Origin of the sequence: Paenibacillus sp. MAHUQ-63, assembly GCF_028765165.1 — a bacterium.
Classification (GTDB): domain Bacteria; phylum Bacillota; class Bacilli; order Paenibacillales; family NBRC-103111; genus Paenibacillus_E.
The window spans coordinates 740,174-756,855 of record NZ_JARADB010000002.1; the positions used below are offsets into that span (position 1 = coordinate 740,174).

At 52.4% G+C, this 16,682-nt stretch carries 11 protein-coding genes; 8 read left to right on the forward strand and 3 right to left on the reverse strand.

Annotated features, from left to right (window positions below; translation table 11 throughout):
* Positions 1 to 18: 18 nt before the first annotated feature.
* The 3 genes from PUT07_RS11675 to PUT07_RS11685 all read right to left on the reverse strand — a co-directional run bounded on the left by PUT07_RS11675 (position 19) and on the right by PUT07_RS11685 (position 4,120).
* Positions 19 to 912, reverse strand: coding sequence for a LysR family transcriptional regulator (locus PUT07_RS11675; RefSeq protein WP_274468161.1), 894 nt, complete (start codon positions 910 to 912; stop codon positions 19 to 21).
* A gap of 116 nt (positions 913 to 1,028) precedes the next feature.
* Entirely contained in the window at positions 1,029 to 3,086 is a 2,058-nt protein-coding gene (gene fhuB / locus PUT07_RS11680) for a Fe(3+)-hydroxamate ABC transporter permease FhuB (RefSeq protein ID WP_274468162.1), read from the reverse strand.
* On the reverse strand, positions 3,083 to 4,120 hold the full coding sequence (locus PUT07_RS11685) for an ABC transporter substrate-binding protein (RefSeq protein ID WP_274468163.1): 1,038 nt from the start codon (positions 4,118 to 4,120) through the stop codon (positions 3,083 to 3,085). The genes fhuB and PUT07_RS11685 overlap by 4 nt, the downstream gene beginning before the upstream one ends.
* Positions 4,121 to 4,367: 247 nt before the next feature.
* On the opposite strand from PUT07_RS11685, the gene leuC reads away from it, so the two are divergent.
* From leuC to PUT07_RS11725, 8 genes are all read left to right on the forward strand, one after another.
* On the forward strand, positions 4,368 to 5,789 hold the full coding sequence (leuC, locus tag PUT07_RS11690) for a 3-isopropylmalate dehydratase large subunit (protein WP_274468164.1): 1,422 nt from the start codon (positions 4,368 to 4,370) through the stop codon (positions 5,787 to 5,789).
* Positions 5,790 to 5,816: 27 nt separating this feature from the next.
* Positions 5,817 to 6,422 carry a 3-isopropylmalate dehydratase small subunit gene (leuD, locus tag PUT07_RS11695; RefSeq protein ID WP_274468166.1) on the forward strand — a complete coding sequence of 202 codons (606 nt, stop codon included), beginning with the start codon at positions 5,817 to 5,819 and terminating at the stop codon, positions 6,420 to 6,422.
* A gap of 246 nt (positions 6,423 to 6,668) precedes the next feature.
* Positions 6,669 to 8,162: an N-acetylmuramoyl-L-alanine amidase family protein gene (locus PUT07_RS11700; protein ID WP_274468167.1), complete on the forward strand. Its 1,494-nt coding sequence runs from the start codon at positions 6,669 to 6,671 to the stop codon at positions 8,160 to 8,162.
* A 69-nt stretch (positions 8,163 to 8,231) separates the two neighbouring features.
* Positions 8,232 to 8,819 (forward strand): GerMN domain-containing protein, encoded by a 588-nt coding sequence (locus tag PUT07_RS11705; protein ID WP_274468168.1) that lies wholly within the window; start codon positions 8,232 to 8,234, stop codon positions 8,817 to 8,819.
* Positions 8,820 to 8,848: 29 nt separating this feature from the next.
* Positions 8,849 to 11,587, forward strand: a complete 2,739-nt coding sequence (locus PUT07_RS11710; protein WP_274468169.1) for an S-layer homology domain-containing protein — start codon at positions 8,849 to 8,851, stop codon at positions 11,585 to 11,587.
* Between the two features lie 198 nt (positions 11,588 to 11,785).
* Positions 11,786 to 12,457, forward strand: a complete 672-nt coding sequence (gene nth, locus PUT07_RS11715; RefSeq protein ID WP_274468170.1) for an endonuclease III — start codon at positions 11,786 to 11,788, stop codon at positions 12,455 to 12,457.
* Between the two features lie 25 nt (positions 12,458 to 12,482).
* Positions 12,483 to 12,758 (forward strand): NAD/NADP transhydrogenase alpha subunit, encoded by a 276-nt coding sequence (locus tag PUT07_RS11720; protein ID WP_167053925.1) that lies wholly within the window; start codon positions 12,483 to 12,485, stop codon positions 12,756 to 12,758.
* An 82-nt stretch (positions 12,759 to 12,840) separates the two neighbouring features.
* On the forward strand, positions 12,841 to 16,524 hold the full coding sequence (locus tag PUT07_RS11725) for a dynamin family protein (protein ID WP_274468173.1): 3,684 nt from the start codon (positions 12,841 to 12,843) through the stop codon (positions 16,522 to 16,524).
* The last annotated feature ends 158 nt before the right edge of the window (positions 16,525 to 16,682 follow it).

A 16,682-nucleotide genomic window follows, 5' to 3' on the forward strand; every position in this document is an offset into this window, starting at 1 on the left:
ACAGGCTTCCTCCCCGGATTATCCGATCGTTCGCATAACTTCCTTCATCGTTGTGACGAAGGCTTCAGCCGCTTTGGACAGATAGCGTCCTTTGCGGTAGGCAATGACTAATGTGCGCACGGGTCTGCCTTCTAATGCCAGGTGTACGGGGGCCAGCTCGCTATAATTTCGTTTCGAGATCAAATAAGGGACAAATGCGATTCCCATGCCTGCTGCAACGAGAGACTGCACGGTCTCCATGTTGCTCGATTCAAATACGATGTTCGGGACGATGCCGGCATTTTGGCACAGCTCCAAAGTCAGCTTGCGGAAGCCTTGGCCTTTCTTCAGCGCGATGAATGATTCTTTCTCCAATTGCTTGATGCGGATCGGTTCTTTGCTTTGCGTCAGCGGATGCTTGGGAGGGACGGCAAGCACGATTTCTTCCTCCAGCAGCGTCTCGTAGACGAGCGAGTCTTCGCGCAGCGGCAAGGAAAGAAGCGAAATATCGGTCTGCCCGTTCGTCGTTAAGGTCTCAAGGTTGAATGAAGTTTCTTCGACAAGCGAAATTTCGATCTCGGGGTAGGCGGTTTGGAAAGCGGGCACGACGAAAGGCAGAATCGTCGATCCGGTAATCGGCATGCTGCCGACAACCAAACGCCCTTTCTTCATCTGCGAAATATCTTCCATTTCTTTCTTAAGCTGTTCTACCATGTCGAGTATTTTCTGCGATTTCTCGACGAATAAAGAACCGGCGTGCGTAAGCTCGACGGAATTGGTACTGCGCTGAAACAGCAGAACGCCGATCTCTTTCTCCAGCTTGGACAGCTGCTGGCTGAGCGACGGCTGGGCAATGTGAAGCTTCTCCGCGGCCCGCGAAAAGTTACGTTCGATTGCGATTTGGATCGCGTATTGCAGTTGGCGTAATTCCAAGTTCGTACATCTCCTAGACGATATGATAGGAATATCATAACAGATTTCCTATCCGCACCAAAAGGCCGTCCTTCAGGTTGTCAGACGCTGTGGACGGCTTCTATTGGAAGTAACGGCTATCGCTTGACCGTACTCCTGTACATCAGGAACAGGAGGTACGGAGCGCCGATGACGGCTACGACGATGCCCGATGGAATTTCTTTGGGAATGGCGATGACTTTCCCGATAATATCCGCGACCACCAGCAGGATGGCTCCGATGACCGCCGATAGGACGACGGACTTCTGATGATGCTGTCCCATCATCATGCGCACGGCGTGCGGGGCGAGCAGCCCGATGAAAGAGATGGTGCCGACCGACGCTACGGCGATTGCCGCTATGGTAACGCCGATGCCGGCGGCGATCAGGCGCGTCCGCTGCAGCTGCAAGCCTAAGCCGAGCGACACGAGGTCGCCGAAAGCGAGCAGATCGACGCGGCGGCCGAGCAGCCAGGCAAGGGGCAGTCCGACGGCCATCGCGATGCTCAGCTGCGCGAAGTCGCCCCAGCCTCTGGCATACGTGCTGCCGGCCAGCCATGTGAGCGCAGGCGCAGCGCCAAGCTTGGATTGAATGATCAGGAATTGGATCACGGCCGATCCCAGCGCTGAGACGGCAATCCCGACCAGAATAAGGACGACGGGATTAAGCCCTTTCTTCCAGGCGAGCGCATATACGCTGCCTGCCGATAATAAGGCCCCGGCCATCGCCCCGACGGGCACCCACGCTCCTGAGGCGGACGGCCAAATCGTCAGTACGAGCAGAGCGCCCATGCCGGCGCCTGTCGTGACGCCGACAACGGATGGGTCGGCGAGCGGGTTGCGGACGGCCCCTTGCATCATGGAGCCCGCTATGGCGAGTGAAGCACCGGCCAGCGCCGCTACGAGAACGCGAGGCAAACGCAGATTAAGAATGACATTCGCGGCCATTTCGGATCCGCTGCCGGTCAATACGGCGAGCACGTCGGTGATCGGGAAGCTTAGCGCCCCGGCGGAAAGTCCGCACAGAATGAGGATGAATAGAGCGGCTGTGGTAAGCGTTACTAAGAGGCCATAAGGCACCTTGGTGCCGAGATAGCCGACCCCCATGGTCGAGCCGCCGTCGGCGGAAGACTTCATTCTGGAGCCGCGAACGGCGAGCCAAATGAGCCATGGAGCTCCCAGCACCGCGGTTACGGACCCGGCGGGCAGCTCGCCTAATGTGCTGCGGAACATTTTGGCAATCGTATCCGCGCCGATCAGGACGACCGCGCCCCAGATCGCGCTGCCCGGAAGCAGGAACCGGTGCCTCCGCAAGCCGATCAGCCGGATCAAGTGCGGGGCAATGAGCCCGACGAAGCCGATCGGACCTACGACGCTGACCGTAACGCCGGCCAGCAGGATCGCCGCGGCCAGCGCTACGAACCGGATCACGTTCACCTTCTCGCCCAGGGAGACCGCCGTATCTTCGCTCAGCTCCAGCATATCCAGCTTCTGGTTGAACAAGGCGGCGACGATCAGCCCTATAAGCACCCATGGGAGCGCATAGCGCACGCCGAGCCAATCGTTCTGGGCTAACGCGCCGGAACCCCACATGTATAAACCGTTCGTTTCATTTTCATACATGATTTGCAGACCGCTTGTGAAGGCGGACAAGACGAGTGTGACGATCATTCCGGCGAGCGCCATGCGCAGCGGGGTGCTCTGGCGCCCGCCTGACATGAAATAAGCCATAACCGCCGCACCGCAGGCGCCGATGAGCGCCAGGATGAGCGAGTGATCCGACTTGATGCCGGGGAAATAAACCGCTGCCAACACGATGATGAAGTAGGCGCCGGCATTCAGCCCGAGGGTTGAGGCGGAAGCCAACGGATTGCGGGTGACCGTCTGCAGCAGCGCACCCGCCACGGCTAGCGAGGCGCCGGCCAGCAGGCCGATCACGGCGCGTGGCAAGCGAAGCCCCCGAACCATATGATGGTCGGGGGTATCCTGCGGATCGAGCAGCGCGCTCACAACGGTGTGAACGGTGATGTTCGCTTCGCCTTGCGTAATGTTCAGAAACAGAACGGCCAGCAGTGCCAGAAGGCCTCCTCCGAATACGAGGGGGGCTTTCCATTGATGTTGCGGTTTCGGTTTAGAACTTACAACGAGTCGGCTCATTTCGTTAAGGCGTTAGCGGTCAGTTCAGCGAATACTTTGGCGGACAGCGGAACGCCGAACGTCCAAGTGTTGCCTGGCAGTTTGTACGTTTTATTGTCTTTGACGAAAGCAAGGCCTTTCCAAACGGCATTGTCTTTCAGCTGCTTCTCAAAGACATTGTCATTGTCCTGCACGATGTAGAAGAAGCTGGCGTTCTGCACGGCAGGCAATGCTTCTACAGAGGCTGTCTGGTAGCCGTACAGTTCGAATTTAGTGGATTTGAATACGTTCTTGAGACCGATGCGCTGCAAAATCTGAATCGCCATCGAGTTGTCCGTGAACATGCGCAGATCGGCGTTGTTCTGGTTGCTGAACGCTTGAGTCAAGGCAATCTCCGCGCCGTCCTTCTTCGCAGCGGCCAGCTTGGCTTTGGTGTCGGCGTAGGTTTTCTGAAGGTCGGCAAGCACCTTGTCGCCTTCCGCTTTTTTGCCAACGACATCGGCAATCGTTTTGAATGCGTTCTCCATCTCCGAGTACTGGTCGCCTTTGCCTTCGGCAGGGTAGGAATTGAAGGCGATCGTCGGAGCGATTTTGCTAAGCGCATCATAATTTTTGCTGGAGCGCAGCGTGCTTGTAATGATCAGATCCGGTTTAAGACCCGTGATCGTCTCCAGATTCGGTTCCTGGCGCGTACCGACATCGACGACGGAAGCGTCCAGCGCAGGCTTGACGTTCACCCAATTTCCATATCCTTTGTTATCCGCATTGCCGACAGGTTGAATGCCGACGGCGAGCAGATCTTCCGCATAGGACCACTCCAACGTTACGATGCGTTTAGGAGTTCCTTTAATTTCCGTTGTCCCGAGATCGTGCTTGATCGTTTTGACAGCATCTGCGGCGGGAGCGGCCGACGGCTGAACGGAAGCCGCAGCGCTTGAAGCCGGGCTGGCTGCAGAATTGCCGGACGTATGGGTTGAAGCGTTACCGCAGGCTGCAGTAAGGAAAATCATCATTAATGAAGCCGTTACAGTAAATGGTTTGACAAAATTTCGCACAAATAAACCCTCCTAAATACGATGTATCTGCTCTGTGCCAGAGATGATGGTAATGCGACTCCAGCCAAGGAGAATGATAATCATTATCAAATGTATTGTCAATCATTTCTTTTCACATTGTTATAGGAGAAGTCTATCAAGCTTATAGTTATTATATCTTGGAGCAATTACGATATCCGTGCTAAACTACGTTATGAGGGTAAGACATTAACAATATGAGCGGGATCATGACAAGAGGTGACTGGATATGAGTAAAAAGACAATGTTCGAGAAAATCTGGGACAATCACGTAATTAACCAGGAAGAAGGCAAACCTAGCATCATCTATATCGACTTGCAACTGGTGCATGAAGTAACTTCGCCGCAAGCGTTCGAAGGACTTCGTTTATCCGGCCGCAAAGTCCGCAGACCTGATTTGACATACGCAACGATGGATCATAACGTTCCGACGAAGGACCGTTTCAACATTACGGATCCGATTTCCAAACAACAAATTGACACGCTTTCCCAAAACTGCCGCGACTTCGGCGTTACGCTGTTCGATCTGGACAGCATCGACCAAGGTGTCGTGCACGTTATGGGTCCTGAACTCGGCCTGACGCATCCGGGCAAAACGATCGTCTGCGGCGACAGCCACACATCGACGCACGGTGCATTCGGCGCTCTTGCTTTCGGTATCGGTACAAGTGAGGTTGAGCACGTGCTTGCGACGCAAACGCTGCAGCAATCCAAAGCGAAGACGCTGGAAGTGCGCATCAACGGCTCGCTGAAGCCGGGCGTTACGGCGAAGGACTTGATCCTTGGCGTCATTGCGAAATACGGTACGGATTTCGCAACGGGTTATGTTATTGAATATACAGGCGAAGCAATCCGCGGTCTTTCCATGGAAGAGCGCATGACGGTTTGCAACATGTCCATCGAGGGCGGCGCCAGAGCCGGCTTGATCGCTCCGGACGAAACGACTTTCAACTACCTGCGCGGTCGCGAGTATGTGCCTCAGGGCGCTGACTTCGATGCAGCCGTAGCGGAATGGTCCAAATACGTAACGGACGAAGGCGCAACGTATGACTGGGTTGTTGAATTCGATGCGGATACATTGATTCCACAAGTTACTTGGGGAACCAGCCCGGGCATGGGAACGAACGTTAATGCGCTTGTGCCGGATCCGCAAAGCTTCGAAACCGAAAATGAACGCAAAGCTGCTGAAAAAGCGCTTGAATATATGGATTTAACGCCAGGAACTCCTATGACCGAATTGAAAGTGGATTATGTGTTCATCGGTTCCTGTACGAACGGACGTATTGAAGATCTTCGTGCCGCAGCGAAAATCGCGCAAGGCTACAGCGTAGATCCGTCTGTTACGGCTATCGTTGTACCGGGCTCGGGCCGCGTGAAAATTCAAGCCGAGAAGGAAGGCTTGGACAAAATCTTCACAGAGGCAGGATTCGAATGGCGTGATGCAGGCTGCAGTATGTGTCTGGCGATGAACCCGGACGTGCTTAAGCCCGGCCAACGCTGCGCATCGACTTCCAACCGTAACTTCGAAGGACGTCAAGGCCGCGGAGGACGCACGCATCTCGTTTCCCCGGCGATGGCAGCAGCTGCAGCGATCAAAGGTCACTTCTACGACGTTCGTGATTGGGAAATCAAAGAATACCAACAAGCTTAATTTCGGCTGATTAAGGAGAATGCAAATATGGAAGCTTTCAAACAACATACAGGCCTCGTTGGCCCTGTGGATCGTGTCAATGTAGATACAGATGCCATTATTCCTAAACAATTTCTGAAAAGAATCGAGCGTTCCGGTTTCGGTCAATTCCTGTTCTTCGAGTGGAGATGGGACGAAGCGGGCAACGTGATCGAGAGCTTCCCGCTCAACCAGGATCGATATCAAGGCGCCTCCGTCCTGCTCTCCCGAGCTAATTTCGGCTGCGGCTCCTCCCGTGAGCATGCTCCTTGGGCGATTCAGGATTTCGGATTCCGCGTGATCATCGCACCTTCTTATGCGGATATTTTCTATAATAACTGCTTCAAGAACGGTATCCTGCCGATCAAGCTGTCCGAAGAGCAAGTGGACGATTTGTTCAACCGTACAGCGAAATATGAAGGCTATAAGCTGCATGTCGATCTTGAGAATAACAAATTGACAGACGACCACGGTCTGGAAATTGCTTTCAATATCGATGAGCACCGCCGCCAGTTTTTGCTGCAAGGCTTGGATGATATCGGTTTGACGCTTCAGCATGAAGACAAAATCACAGCTTACGAACAAGTGCACGCAAAACGTTTGGCCTACAAATAAGCACCGGTCGAAGACGCATATCAATGGGATTCCATTGGTTGCGTCTTTTTTTTATTCTGTTTTTTATGCAACTTTTGGCAGTTTCAAGCGTCTAATAGTTTACTAGATTGTCGAATGAACGGGGGTCATGCTGTCGGGTAGAGTGAACAAATTGAAATAATAGACTTTTGCTGCCAGTTTTTGAGAGACGGATAAGTGTGCCAGATGATTAAGACTTTAAATTCCGACATTACATAGAGGTGAATGATGAAATTTCCTGCATTTTGTTTGTTGCTGCTCGTTTCCATGCTTGTGCCTGCAACCGCGATGGGTGCTGAAGCGTCTAATGCAATAAAGCTGTATATGAATGAAAAGAAGCTGGTCTCCGCGGAGGTTCAACCGCGAATCGTGAATGGGAATACGATCGTCCCGGTCCGAATTATCGTAGAAGAGATCGGTGCGAAGGTTGCATGGGATGAATCCGCACGCAAAGTAACGATTGTGAAGGACGATACCCATATCCAACTGGTTATTGACAGCAAAACTGCGCTGATTAACGGGAAAAAGGAGACCATGGAAGTTCCACCGATCATCGATAAAGGCAATACGATGCTGCCGCTTCGTTTCATTGGCGAGCAGATGGGTATTGAATTTACATGGGACGCATCCACTTCATCCGTTAAGATGTTCAAGAAAGACGATATCGACTCCCAACCGGTCACAGGCCCAGTCGATGTATCGGATGGCCAAACGCCGGTAACGCCGACGGCAACACCTAAACCTGGTACTGGAACCGGCTCAGGTTCTAATAGTGGTTCGAATACGGGTGCAGGATCAGGTACAGTTACAGGTACAGGTGCCGGTACGGGGACCGAAGTGCCGGATCCGAACGTTCATTTATTGACTTCCATCGTGCTGACGGACAAAGACATTACGGTGATTGCCAAAGATGGAACGCTCACGCCGAAGACAATGAAGCTGAGCAATCCGAACCGCATCGTCTTCGATTTCCCGAATACGACGTTGGACGAGCCGCTTAAGAAGCTTCTTGTGAAGAATGCCGGCGAGCTCCCGTCGAACCATCCGCTCGTCGATAAGATTCGTTTCTCCAATTTCAACGATAATCCGGCAACGGTAAGAGTTATTCTGGATACCAAAGGTTCTGCGGACTTTAAAGTGCAGACTTCCAAGCTGCCGAATCAATGGAAGGCGACCATCGCCGAACATATCCTGACGGTTGTTATTGACGCAGGTCACGGTGACAACGATCCGGGTGCATTGTCTATAACCGGCAAGCACGAGAAGGATTTTACCCTGTCTACGGCGAAGAAAGTAGGGCAGCTTCTTTCACAGGACAAGCGACTCAACGTTCTGATGACTCGTTCAGACGATACGTTCATTCCGCTCGATGACCGGGTTTCATTCGCCAATGACATTCAATCCGATCTATTCCTGTCCATTCACGGAAACAGTGCCAAAGCTACCGTGTCGGGTACGGAGACGTATTACAACAGGCCGGAAAGCTTGAATTTCGCCAATATCATTCACAAACATGCCGTTGCGGCAACAGGATTCCCCGACCGCAAAGTGCGCGAAGCTGATTTTAGAGTCATCACGAAAACGACCATGCCAGCTGTCCTGCTGGAAGTGGGGTATTTGTCTAACAAGAACGATGAAACCGCGATGTACAAGGATGCGTTCCAGGACAAGTTAGCCTCAGCTCTCGTTGCTGCCATCAAAGAATATTTGAGCCTCAAATAAGTGAGGCGAGAACTCTATTATTGCTTGCGATGCTAGTTTTGCTAAGCAAAACGCGAAGGAGTGAATGACATGAACCAATCGAGACGCATTATCCAAGGGGCTCTTATCATAGGTGCCCTTACCTTGTCTATAACCGCTTGCGGTCAGAAGCAGCAGCTGGTGAACGGATCGGGTACACAGCCATCGGCGTCTCCCGCGGTAACCGTGCTGCCAAGCGCCACGCCGTCCGCAGCGCCGACCCCTACACCGGTGCCTACCTTACAGAAAAAGGTGAAAGTCTACTTTAGCGATCAAGAAGAAATGAAGCTGGTAGAGAAAGAAGTTACGATCACGTACAAGAAAGAAGCGGACGTGTACCAGACAGCCTTGAATGCATTGAAGAAGAGCGACGACCCGAAGGCGGTTTCGTTATTCGAAGATTTGAAATTCACCAGCGTGGCTTTTGATCATGCCAAAGGGGAATTGAAGCTGGATCTTGCTTTCGGTCCCAAGACGCAATTGGGTGCGCCTGGTGAAGAAATGTTTCTCCAAGCGCTGAAGAAAACCGTATTCCAGTTCCCGGAAGTAAAAGCTTTGTTCGTATTGAAGGATGGCAAGCAAGTGGATAGCTTAATGGGGCATCTGGAGCTTCCTTATCCAATCAAACGGCCTAATTAAATGGAAGAGCAGAGGAGTCAAGACCGAAGATGAGAAACAAGAAATTGGCAAGCGCAATTGTAAGTTCATTAATTGTTACCAGTTTGGCAGGCACGCCTGCAGCTTGGGCAGCGGAGACGACGACAAACACAAGCACAAACACAAACTCAGCAACGTCGTCTAACAATGTGAAGCTTTCTTTCCCGGATGTGAAGTCGGATTACTGGGGGATTCGCCATATTTCCAAACTGGCGTTGGAAGGGATCATTGAAGGCTACGAGGATGGCGCGTACCGGGCGGAGAACTCCGTCTCGCAGCAGGATGTCCTGATCATGGCTGTCCGAATGATGGGGTTGCAGGATGATGTCAATGCGATGACTTCCACGACCGTTTTCCCTGATTTCATGCTTGTCGACAACTACGCACGCAATTATGTTGCTGTAGCTCTTCAGAACGGATTGATTACCAATGAAGAAGAGAAAGAAAGAAGCCAAGACGACAAGTCCAAAGAGAAATGGGGCCAGCGCAAAGCAACCCGTGAGTGGGTAGCGGAAGTCGTCATACGTGCAATTGGCAAAGGCGCATTCGCCCAAAGCCTTTCCCAGACGCCTACAGCTTTCAATGACAACAATTCGATTAGTCCGAATTCCCTCGGTTATGTCAATGCTGCTGTTGCGTTGACAATCGTCGACGGATTCGAAGACGGTTCGTTCCAGCCGAAAGGGGCGGTTACCCGCGCTCAGATGGCAGCGTTCCTGAGCCGCTCTCAGAAGGAATTGGCGCAATTGCCGAACCACGCGAAGAAAGGGTATTTGACAAGCCTTACGAGCGGGACGATCGGGCTCATGGACAAAGAGGGGAATACAAGTACATACAAGCTTTCTCCGAATGCCGTTTTCTACGGGAACAAAAATGATACAGCTATCGATCCCAAAACGTTCGAAGAAACGTACGAAGTGTCCGTCATTGAAGTGAACGGCGTCGTGTATTACGCGGAAATTGTGAAAGACGAGCTGCAGTTGGACATCCGTGAAGGGAAGGTGCTGAAGTTAAATCTGGGCACGATGAAAGTGACGTTAGACGACTTCGAGACCTACGATTTGGCATCGGACGCAGCCGTGACGAATGCGGAAGGCCGTGGCCTCAGCCTCGGGGATATCGTTACGGGCAGTACGGTTCAACTGCGCAAGAGCAAAATCGTCAAAACGGATAAATATACGTCCCTTATCGTAAAGCAGGTACCGGTGAACAAAACCGGAAACGGCGCGATCCAAACGTTGAACAAGGATGCTGCGCAAATGACCCTGCTCGAAACGGAAACGGGGCAAACGGAATCTTACAGCTTCTCCTCCAGCATTATCGTCACATCGACAGATAACAGCTTGGTCGATTTGAATTCGCTGCACGTCGGCGATATTGTCGAGTATACGGTCAAGAACAGCGAAGTCGTGAAAATCGCCGTCAAGAAGCAGGCGGATGTCGGTGTCAGCGTGGAAGGAACGCTCAAAGATTTGAGTACGGACAAAACGTACTTGACGATTTCGAAGACAACCGGCACGCCTCTGGCGTCTTACGCTTTGGCCGATAACGTACAGGTTCGCATCAACGGCTTGGCGACGGCAAGCATTTACGATATCGCTCCCGGCGACCAGTTGAAGCTGGACGTTCTGAACAATACAGTTTCGGTGATTACAGTTACTAACCGGTCTATTGATAATTTATACTTTGCCAAAATTGACAGCTATAACACGACATCGAAATTATTAACGGTATTCGATAATTCAGGCAAGCCTCACGCTTATATTTTGAAAGATACGGTTTCTATCTCTTATGCAGGCATGCAGCTGCCGTTCGCTAACTTCGCCACCACGTTCACGGCCGGGAAGTATGTCGACCTGCTCGTTTCCAAAGACAACGTAACTCAAATTAAAATGTCGTCGCAATTGGACGGGCAGCTGACCCAATTAAATCTACAAACCAACGATATTACGTTGAAAACGGACAGCGGTCAAAGCTTGACGTTTAAACTGCAGTACGCGCCTACCGTCGAACTGGCGAATAAGTCGAACAGCACGCTTAGCGACTTGAAAGTCGGAGATAACATCTCCCTTCAACTGAGCTTCGACCAGACGATCGTAACCAAAATTACTACAAGCAAGACCGCTTTGTACAAAACGATTTTGACGAATGTGAACTCCAAGCAAATTACAGTAACCGATGGCTCGAATGCGCAGTATGTCGTCTCCTTGGACGGCGTATCGATCTTGAAACCGGATCAAAGCGCAGGCACGATCAACGATTTTGCATTGGATGACTATGTGAAGCTATCGTTCAAAGGTGCGACTGTCGTGAAAGCGGAGATCGCGACGCCGGTCATCGGCAAGGTAACGGCTGTGAACGCGGCAAGCGCATCGCTTACCGTTCAGGATTTCACAGGCAAGAGTCAAGTCATTAATGCGGGAAGCAATTACGGCGTTAAATTGAACGGTGCGGACTGGAGCTTCGCCTCCATTAAAGTCGGAGACCGCGTACAGGTATTGAAAGATGTGAACGACAAGGTGCTTATTCAAGTGGCTTCCGCTGCCAAGCGGGAAATTGACAATTACAGCTCGGTCGTCAACCTCATGTATCTCAAATCGACGGCTGCCGGCGACAAAACATCGTACAGCTTGTTCCCAAGAGCTTATTACCATAAAGGATCGGAGACTGTGGTTCCAGCTTCATTCGTATCCGGCGATCAAGTTATGGTTTATGTCTTGGATAACAAAATTGTAGAAATTGAAAAATAAGTTTGAACAAATCGTTTGCACGTACCGTCTGTATGGTAGGAGAGCTTTCACCTCCCGCTGCAGGCGGTTTTTTTATAATTTTTAAAATAAATATGGCAATTTTTTAGAAAATGTTCGCATTTTGACGCTTACAAGCATTGATTCTACCGTCACAATTCGCTAAACTGAAGAATATTACGACCTTAAGGAAGCAATGATATGACGCAGAAGTTAGTAAGGCATATTTTGGATACGATTGGAGAACTATTTCCGGATGCACATTGCGAGCTGCATCACAGCAATCCGTTCGAATTGACGATTGCCGTACTGCTATCCGCGCAATGCACGGATGAAACCGTCAATAAGGTGACCGTGGATTTATTTCAGAAATATAAGCGTCCCGAAGATTACTTGGCCGTTCCTCTTGAGGAATTGGAGCAAGATATTCGGCGAATTGGACTATTTCGGAATAAGGCGAGCAATATTCAGAAATTGTGTCAGCTGCTGCTGGACAAGTTCGGCGGCGAGATTCCCGAGAAGCATGAGCAGCTGGTCGAGCTTCCAGGTGTAGGCCGCAAAACGGCCAATGTCGTCGTATCGAACGCCTTCGGAGTTCCGGCCATTGCCGTCGACACGCACGTTGAGCGAGTATCCAAACGCCTCGGCTTAGTCGGCCTCGACGATTCGGTTCTCGAGGTTGAGAAGAAGCTGATGAAGAAGATTCCCCGCGAGGAATGGACGCAGACACATCATTGTCTCATCTTTTTTGGCCGATACCATTGCAAAGCACAGAACCCGCAGTGTCACATTTGTCCGCTCTTGGACAAATGCCGCGAGGGTAAGAAACGTATGAAACCAAGTTCGACTAGGAAAACTATTACAAACAAATGATATGCAGACAAAGGATGGGATTTAAATGAAATGCATCGCCGTATATACCAATAGCTTTGAATTATTTTCCGATATTTTTGAACAAGTCATTAATACACCGCTCGCTGATAATGAGGAGAAAGTGATTGAAGGTGTAACTGTCAGTGAATCTGGTGAAGTTCCTCAGAATTACATAGACAAAATGAAAACGAAAACTGAGGTTGTTGTCATGAAAGTGAAAGATTCGGACATCACCATCCTGCAGCACCGCGATGTTTTCGAGATTTTCTTGCCGGAAAAAGAAAAAGTGGTAATGTCCTAAAATTAAATCTCCCTCTGGGAGATTTTTTTCTGTATCATCATACTGTGTAAAGACCGGTAAATATAAGGAGCGGAACGGACGAATGAGGCAAGCCATCGATACAAGCATCTCGGTCATGCCGGATGCGATCAGCAACATGCAGGGGAGTTTACAAACGGCGGGGGATCTGGATAACGCGAGCAAGCTCGGGCAGCTGCTCGTGAAGCTGGCGTCAGGGCGAATGAATATCGCCTTCTGCGGCCATTTCTCCGCGGGGAAATCAACTTTAATCAATCAGCTTTGCGGGCATGCGCTGCTGCCTTCGAGCCCGATTCCGACAAGCGCGAATATCGTGAGCATCCGGAACGGATCGCCGGCGGCACATGTTACGCATCGCCATGCCAGTCTGCAAGGCACAACGAACACGATTCCGCTTGACGAATTGGAAGCGTACTGTGTCAACGGGACGGACATCGAGACGGTGGAGATTACGTATCCGATTGCACTTCTCGGAGACAATACGGCGCTGCTGGATACGCCGGGCATCGACTCTACGGATGACGCCCATCACAAATCAACCGAGTCCGCCTTGCATCTCGCGGATGTTGTGTTCTATGTGATGGATTACAACCATGTGCAATCCGAAGTAAATCTGGCTTTCACGAAGAAAATGAAGGAGTGGGGCAAGCCGCTCTATCTTGTCGTGAATATGATCGACAAGCATAAGGAGTGGGAGCTTCCTTTCACGCAATATCAAGAGGGAACGAAGCAAGCTTTCCTGAACTGGGGCATCGAGCCGGACGGCCTGCTCTTCGTGACGATGAAAGAGCCGAACCATCCTCATAACGAGTATGGGAAGCTGCAATGGCTCCTGAAGCGGCTGATCGAACGCGGTGACGAGCTGCGCGCATTCAGCATCGACGCGTCCGCGCGTTACTTGGCTGCCGAGCACGGCAAATGGCTGGCTGAACAGCACGAGCCGCTCAAAGCGGAGCTCATGGAGCAGATCAGCCAGGAAGGCGATGTGCAGGAGACCGAAGCGCTCGCCGCAAGGAAAGAAGAGGAGCTGGCGGCTTTAAAGGGACTGCCGGAAGCGTTGACGGCACAGCTGCGCAAGGAAGTTGGCACGATCATCGAGAATGCCAACATTACGCCGGCCTTGACCCGGGATCAGGCTCACGCCTATTTGGAGAGCCGCAAGCCGGGGTTCAAGGTAGGCTTCTTCTCCAGAGCGGCGCAGACCGCACTGGAGACGGAGAAACGGCTGAATGCGTTTCAGGCGGATTTCGCCGAGCAGGTGGAAGCGCAGCTCGATTGGCATCTGCGCGATTCGCTGAAGAAAGCGGCTCAGAGCAACGGGCAGCATGATCCGGGGCTGATGGCGCAGATCGAAGCGCTGCGCGTGGAGGTCACCGCACAGTGGCTTGCAGCGCAAGTGAATCCGGGGGCGACGTTCGGCGGGGAGTATACGCTCAACTACATGAAGCAGGTCGCCTCCGATGTGAAGCAGCAGTACCGCCGGGCGGCCTTCGCGGTCATCGACGCGCTCGCGGCCGCGGTACGCGAGCACAGCGCTCCGGCGCTCGCCGCGCTCGCGGCCGAGCTGGAAGCGCTGGGCAGCCGCCTCGGGGCTGCCCGAGAGCTGCGCCGCCTCGAAGCGTCCGAGACGGCGGCAACGGCCCGGCTGCTGAGCATGGCCAGCTGGGCGAAACCGGCTGCGCCGGCACTGCCGGACGCGCAGCTGTACATCCCCATGGAGGAGCAGGCCGCCCAGCTAAGCGGGCTGCATGTGACCTCCATGGATAAGATTTTGCAGGCCGCAGCTCAGGCTACTGCGGCCGCGCCTGCGGCAGCTGTCCCTGCGGAGGCAGCGCCGTCCGCGCCCGCCGCGTTCACCTCAGGTGAACACGTAGGGCGCATGGAGCGCAAGGCCGCCGACCTGCTGGCGGCCTCACAGATCATCGACGGGCTGCCGTCGATGCGGTCGATCGCGCGAGCGATGCGCGACAAATCGGAACGTCTGCGCCAGCGGACGTTCACGATTGCGCTGTTCGGCGCGTTCAGTGCCGGCAAATCGTCGTTCGCCAATGCGCTCATCGGCGAACGGGTGCTGCCGGTCTCGCCGAACCCGACGACGGCGGCGATCAACAAAATTATGCCGCCGCAGGAAGGCTGGCCGCACGGCACGGCCAAGGTGAAGATGAAGAAGGCTGACGCCATTATGCAGGACGTCCTGTATTCCCTGGACATTCTCGGTGTCCAAGCGAGCGATATGCCGTCAGCATTGAAACGGATCGGTTCACTGTCGCCTTCCGATGTTACCGCCAAAGGGAAACCGCATTATTCGTTCCTGAAGGCGGTAGAGAAAGGCTGGCAGCTGGCAGAGCAGCATCTGGGCACGGAGCTGAAAATTACGAAAGAAGAGTTTCCCAGCTACGTTGCGGACGAATCCAAGTCTTGTTTTGTTGAATTTATCGAATTATATTATTCCAATCCATTGACGGAACAAGGCATCATCTTCGTCGATACGCCGGGGGCCGATTCCATTAACGCCCGACATACCGGCGTAGCGTTCAATTATATCAAGAATGCGGACGCAATTCTGTTCGTGACCTATTACAACCACGCCTTCTCGCAAGCGGACCGCGAATTCCTGCTGCAGCTCGGCCGAGTGAAAGACAGCTTCGAGATGGATAAAATGTTCTTCATCGTCAACGCCGCAGATTTGGCAGCCAGCCCGGAAGAGCTGGAAGGGGTCGTTACGCATGTGGAGACGAATCTGCTTCAGCACGGCATTCGCAACCCGCGGATTTATCCGATCTCCAGCTATTTGGCGGCGGAAGGCAAAATTAAAGGCGATGAAGCGCTTGTGGAAGGCTCCGGCATTCGCCCGTTCGAGCAAGATTTCGTGCAATTTACGTTTAACGAGCTAAGCGATGTTGCGATACACGCAGCTAATCTGGAGCTGAATCGGGCTATTGCGACGATGCAGCAGTGGCTCGAGAGCGCTCAGTCCGGCGAAGAACAGCGCAAGCAGCAGCTGCTCACGCTGAATCAAGCCGAGCAGGACGGCGCGGCGCTGCTGAACGGCTCGCAATTCGAGGCGGAGCTGAAGGAATTGAAGAAAGAGATTCAAGAGCTTCTGTATTATGTGAAGCAGCGTACGATGTTCCGGTTCGGCGAGCTATACAATTACGCCTTCAACCCTTCCACCTTCCGGGAAGAAGCGAGAGACGGGAAACAGGCGCTCCAATCGGCCTGGAACGAATTGCTGCGCATGATCGGCTACGATCTCTCCCAGGAAGTGCTGGCTACGACGCTTCGAGTGGAAAATCGGATGAACGGGATCGCCAGCTCCCGCGTCAAGCGTTGGGAAGATCAGCTGCGCCAGATTATGGAAGGCTTTGAAGGCGGTAATTATGAGCCTAACCAATTTGCTACGCCGGAAATCAGCGCGAAGCTGGAAGCGCCGGACGTATCACCGAAAGTGCTGCAAAGCCATTTCAAGAACGCCAAGCAATTTTTCGAAGGGGATGGCAAAAGCAAGCTCCGGGCCGATTTGGAAAATCGGATGACCGCGCCTGTCGCGCATTTCATTGAAGGGCAAACATCCGAGCTTGAGAGAGCTTATGCCGATCAGTTGGATGCATGGCTGCAAATCCAGAAAAATCAGATGCTGCAGCTGCTGAACGAGCATGCCGAGGGCATGCGGGATGCCCTGCAAATGAAGATCGATTTGAACGAACTAATATCCAAACAGCATCAATTAAAGTCGTTTGTTTCCTAAGGAAATAGCAGGGTTGGACTTGTTCGCTGGAACAGGACCAACCCTTTTCCTTGTTGTGCCATGTAAAGGCTTACATAGAGGGTTATCGGGATGATTTTAAAGAATAGGGGGGATTCCTGCAAGTTTTTGTGAACTTATGGGCTTTTAAGCGATTATAT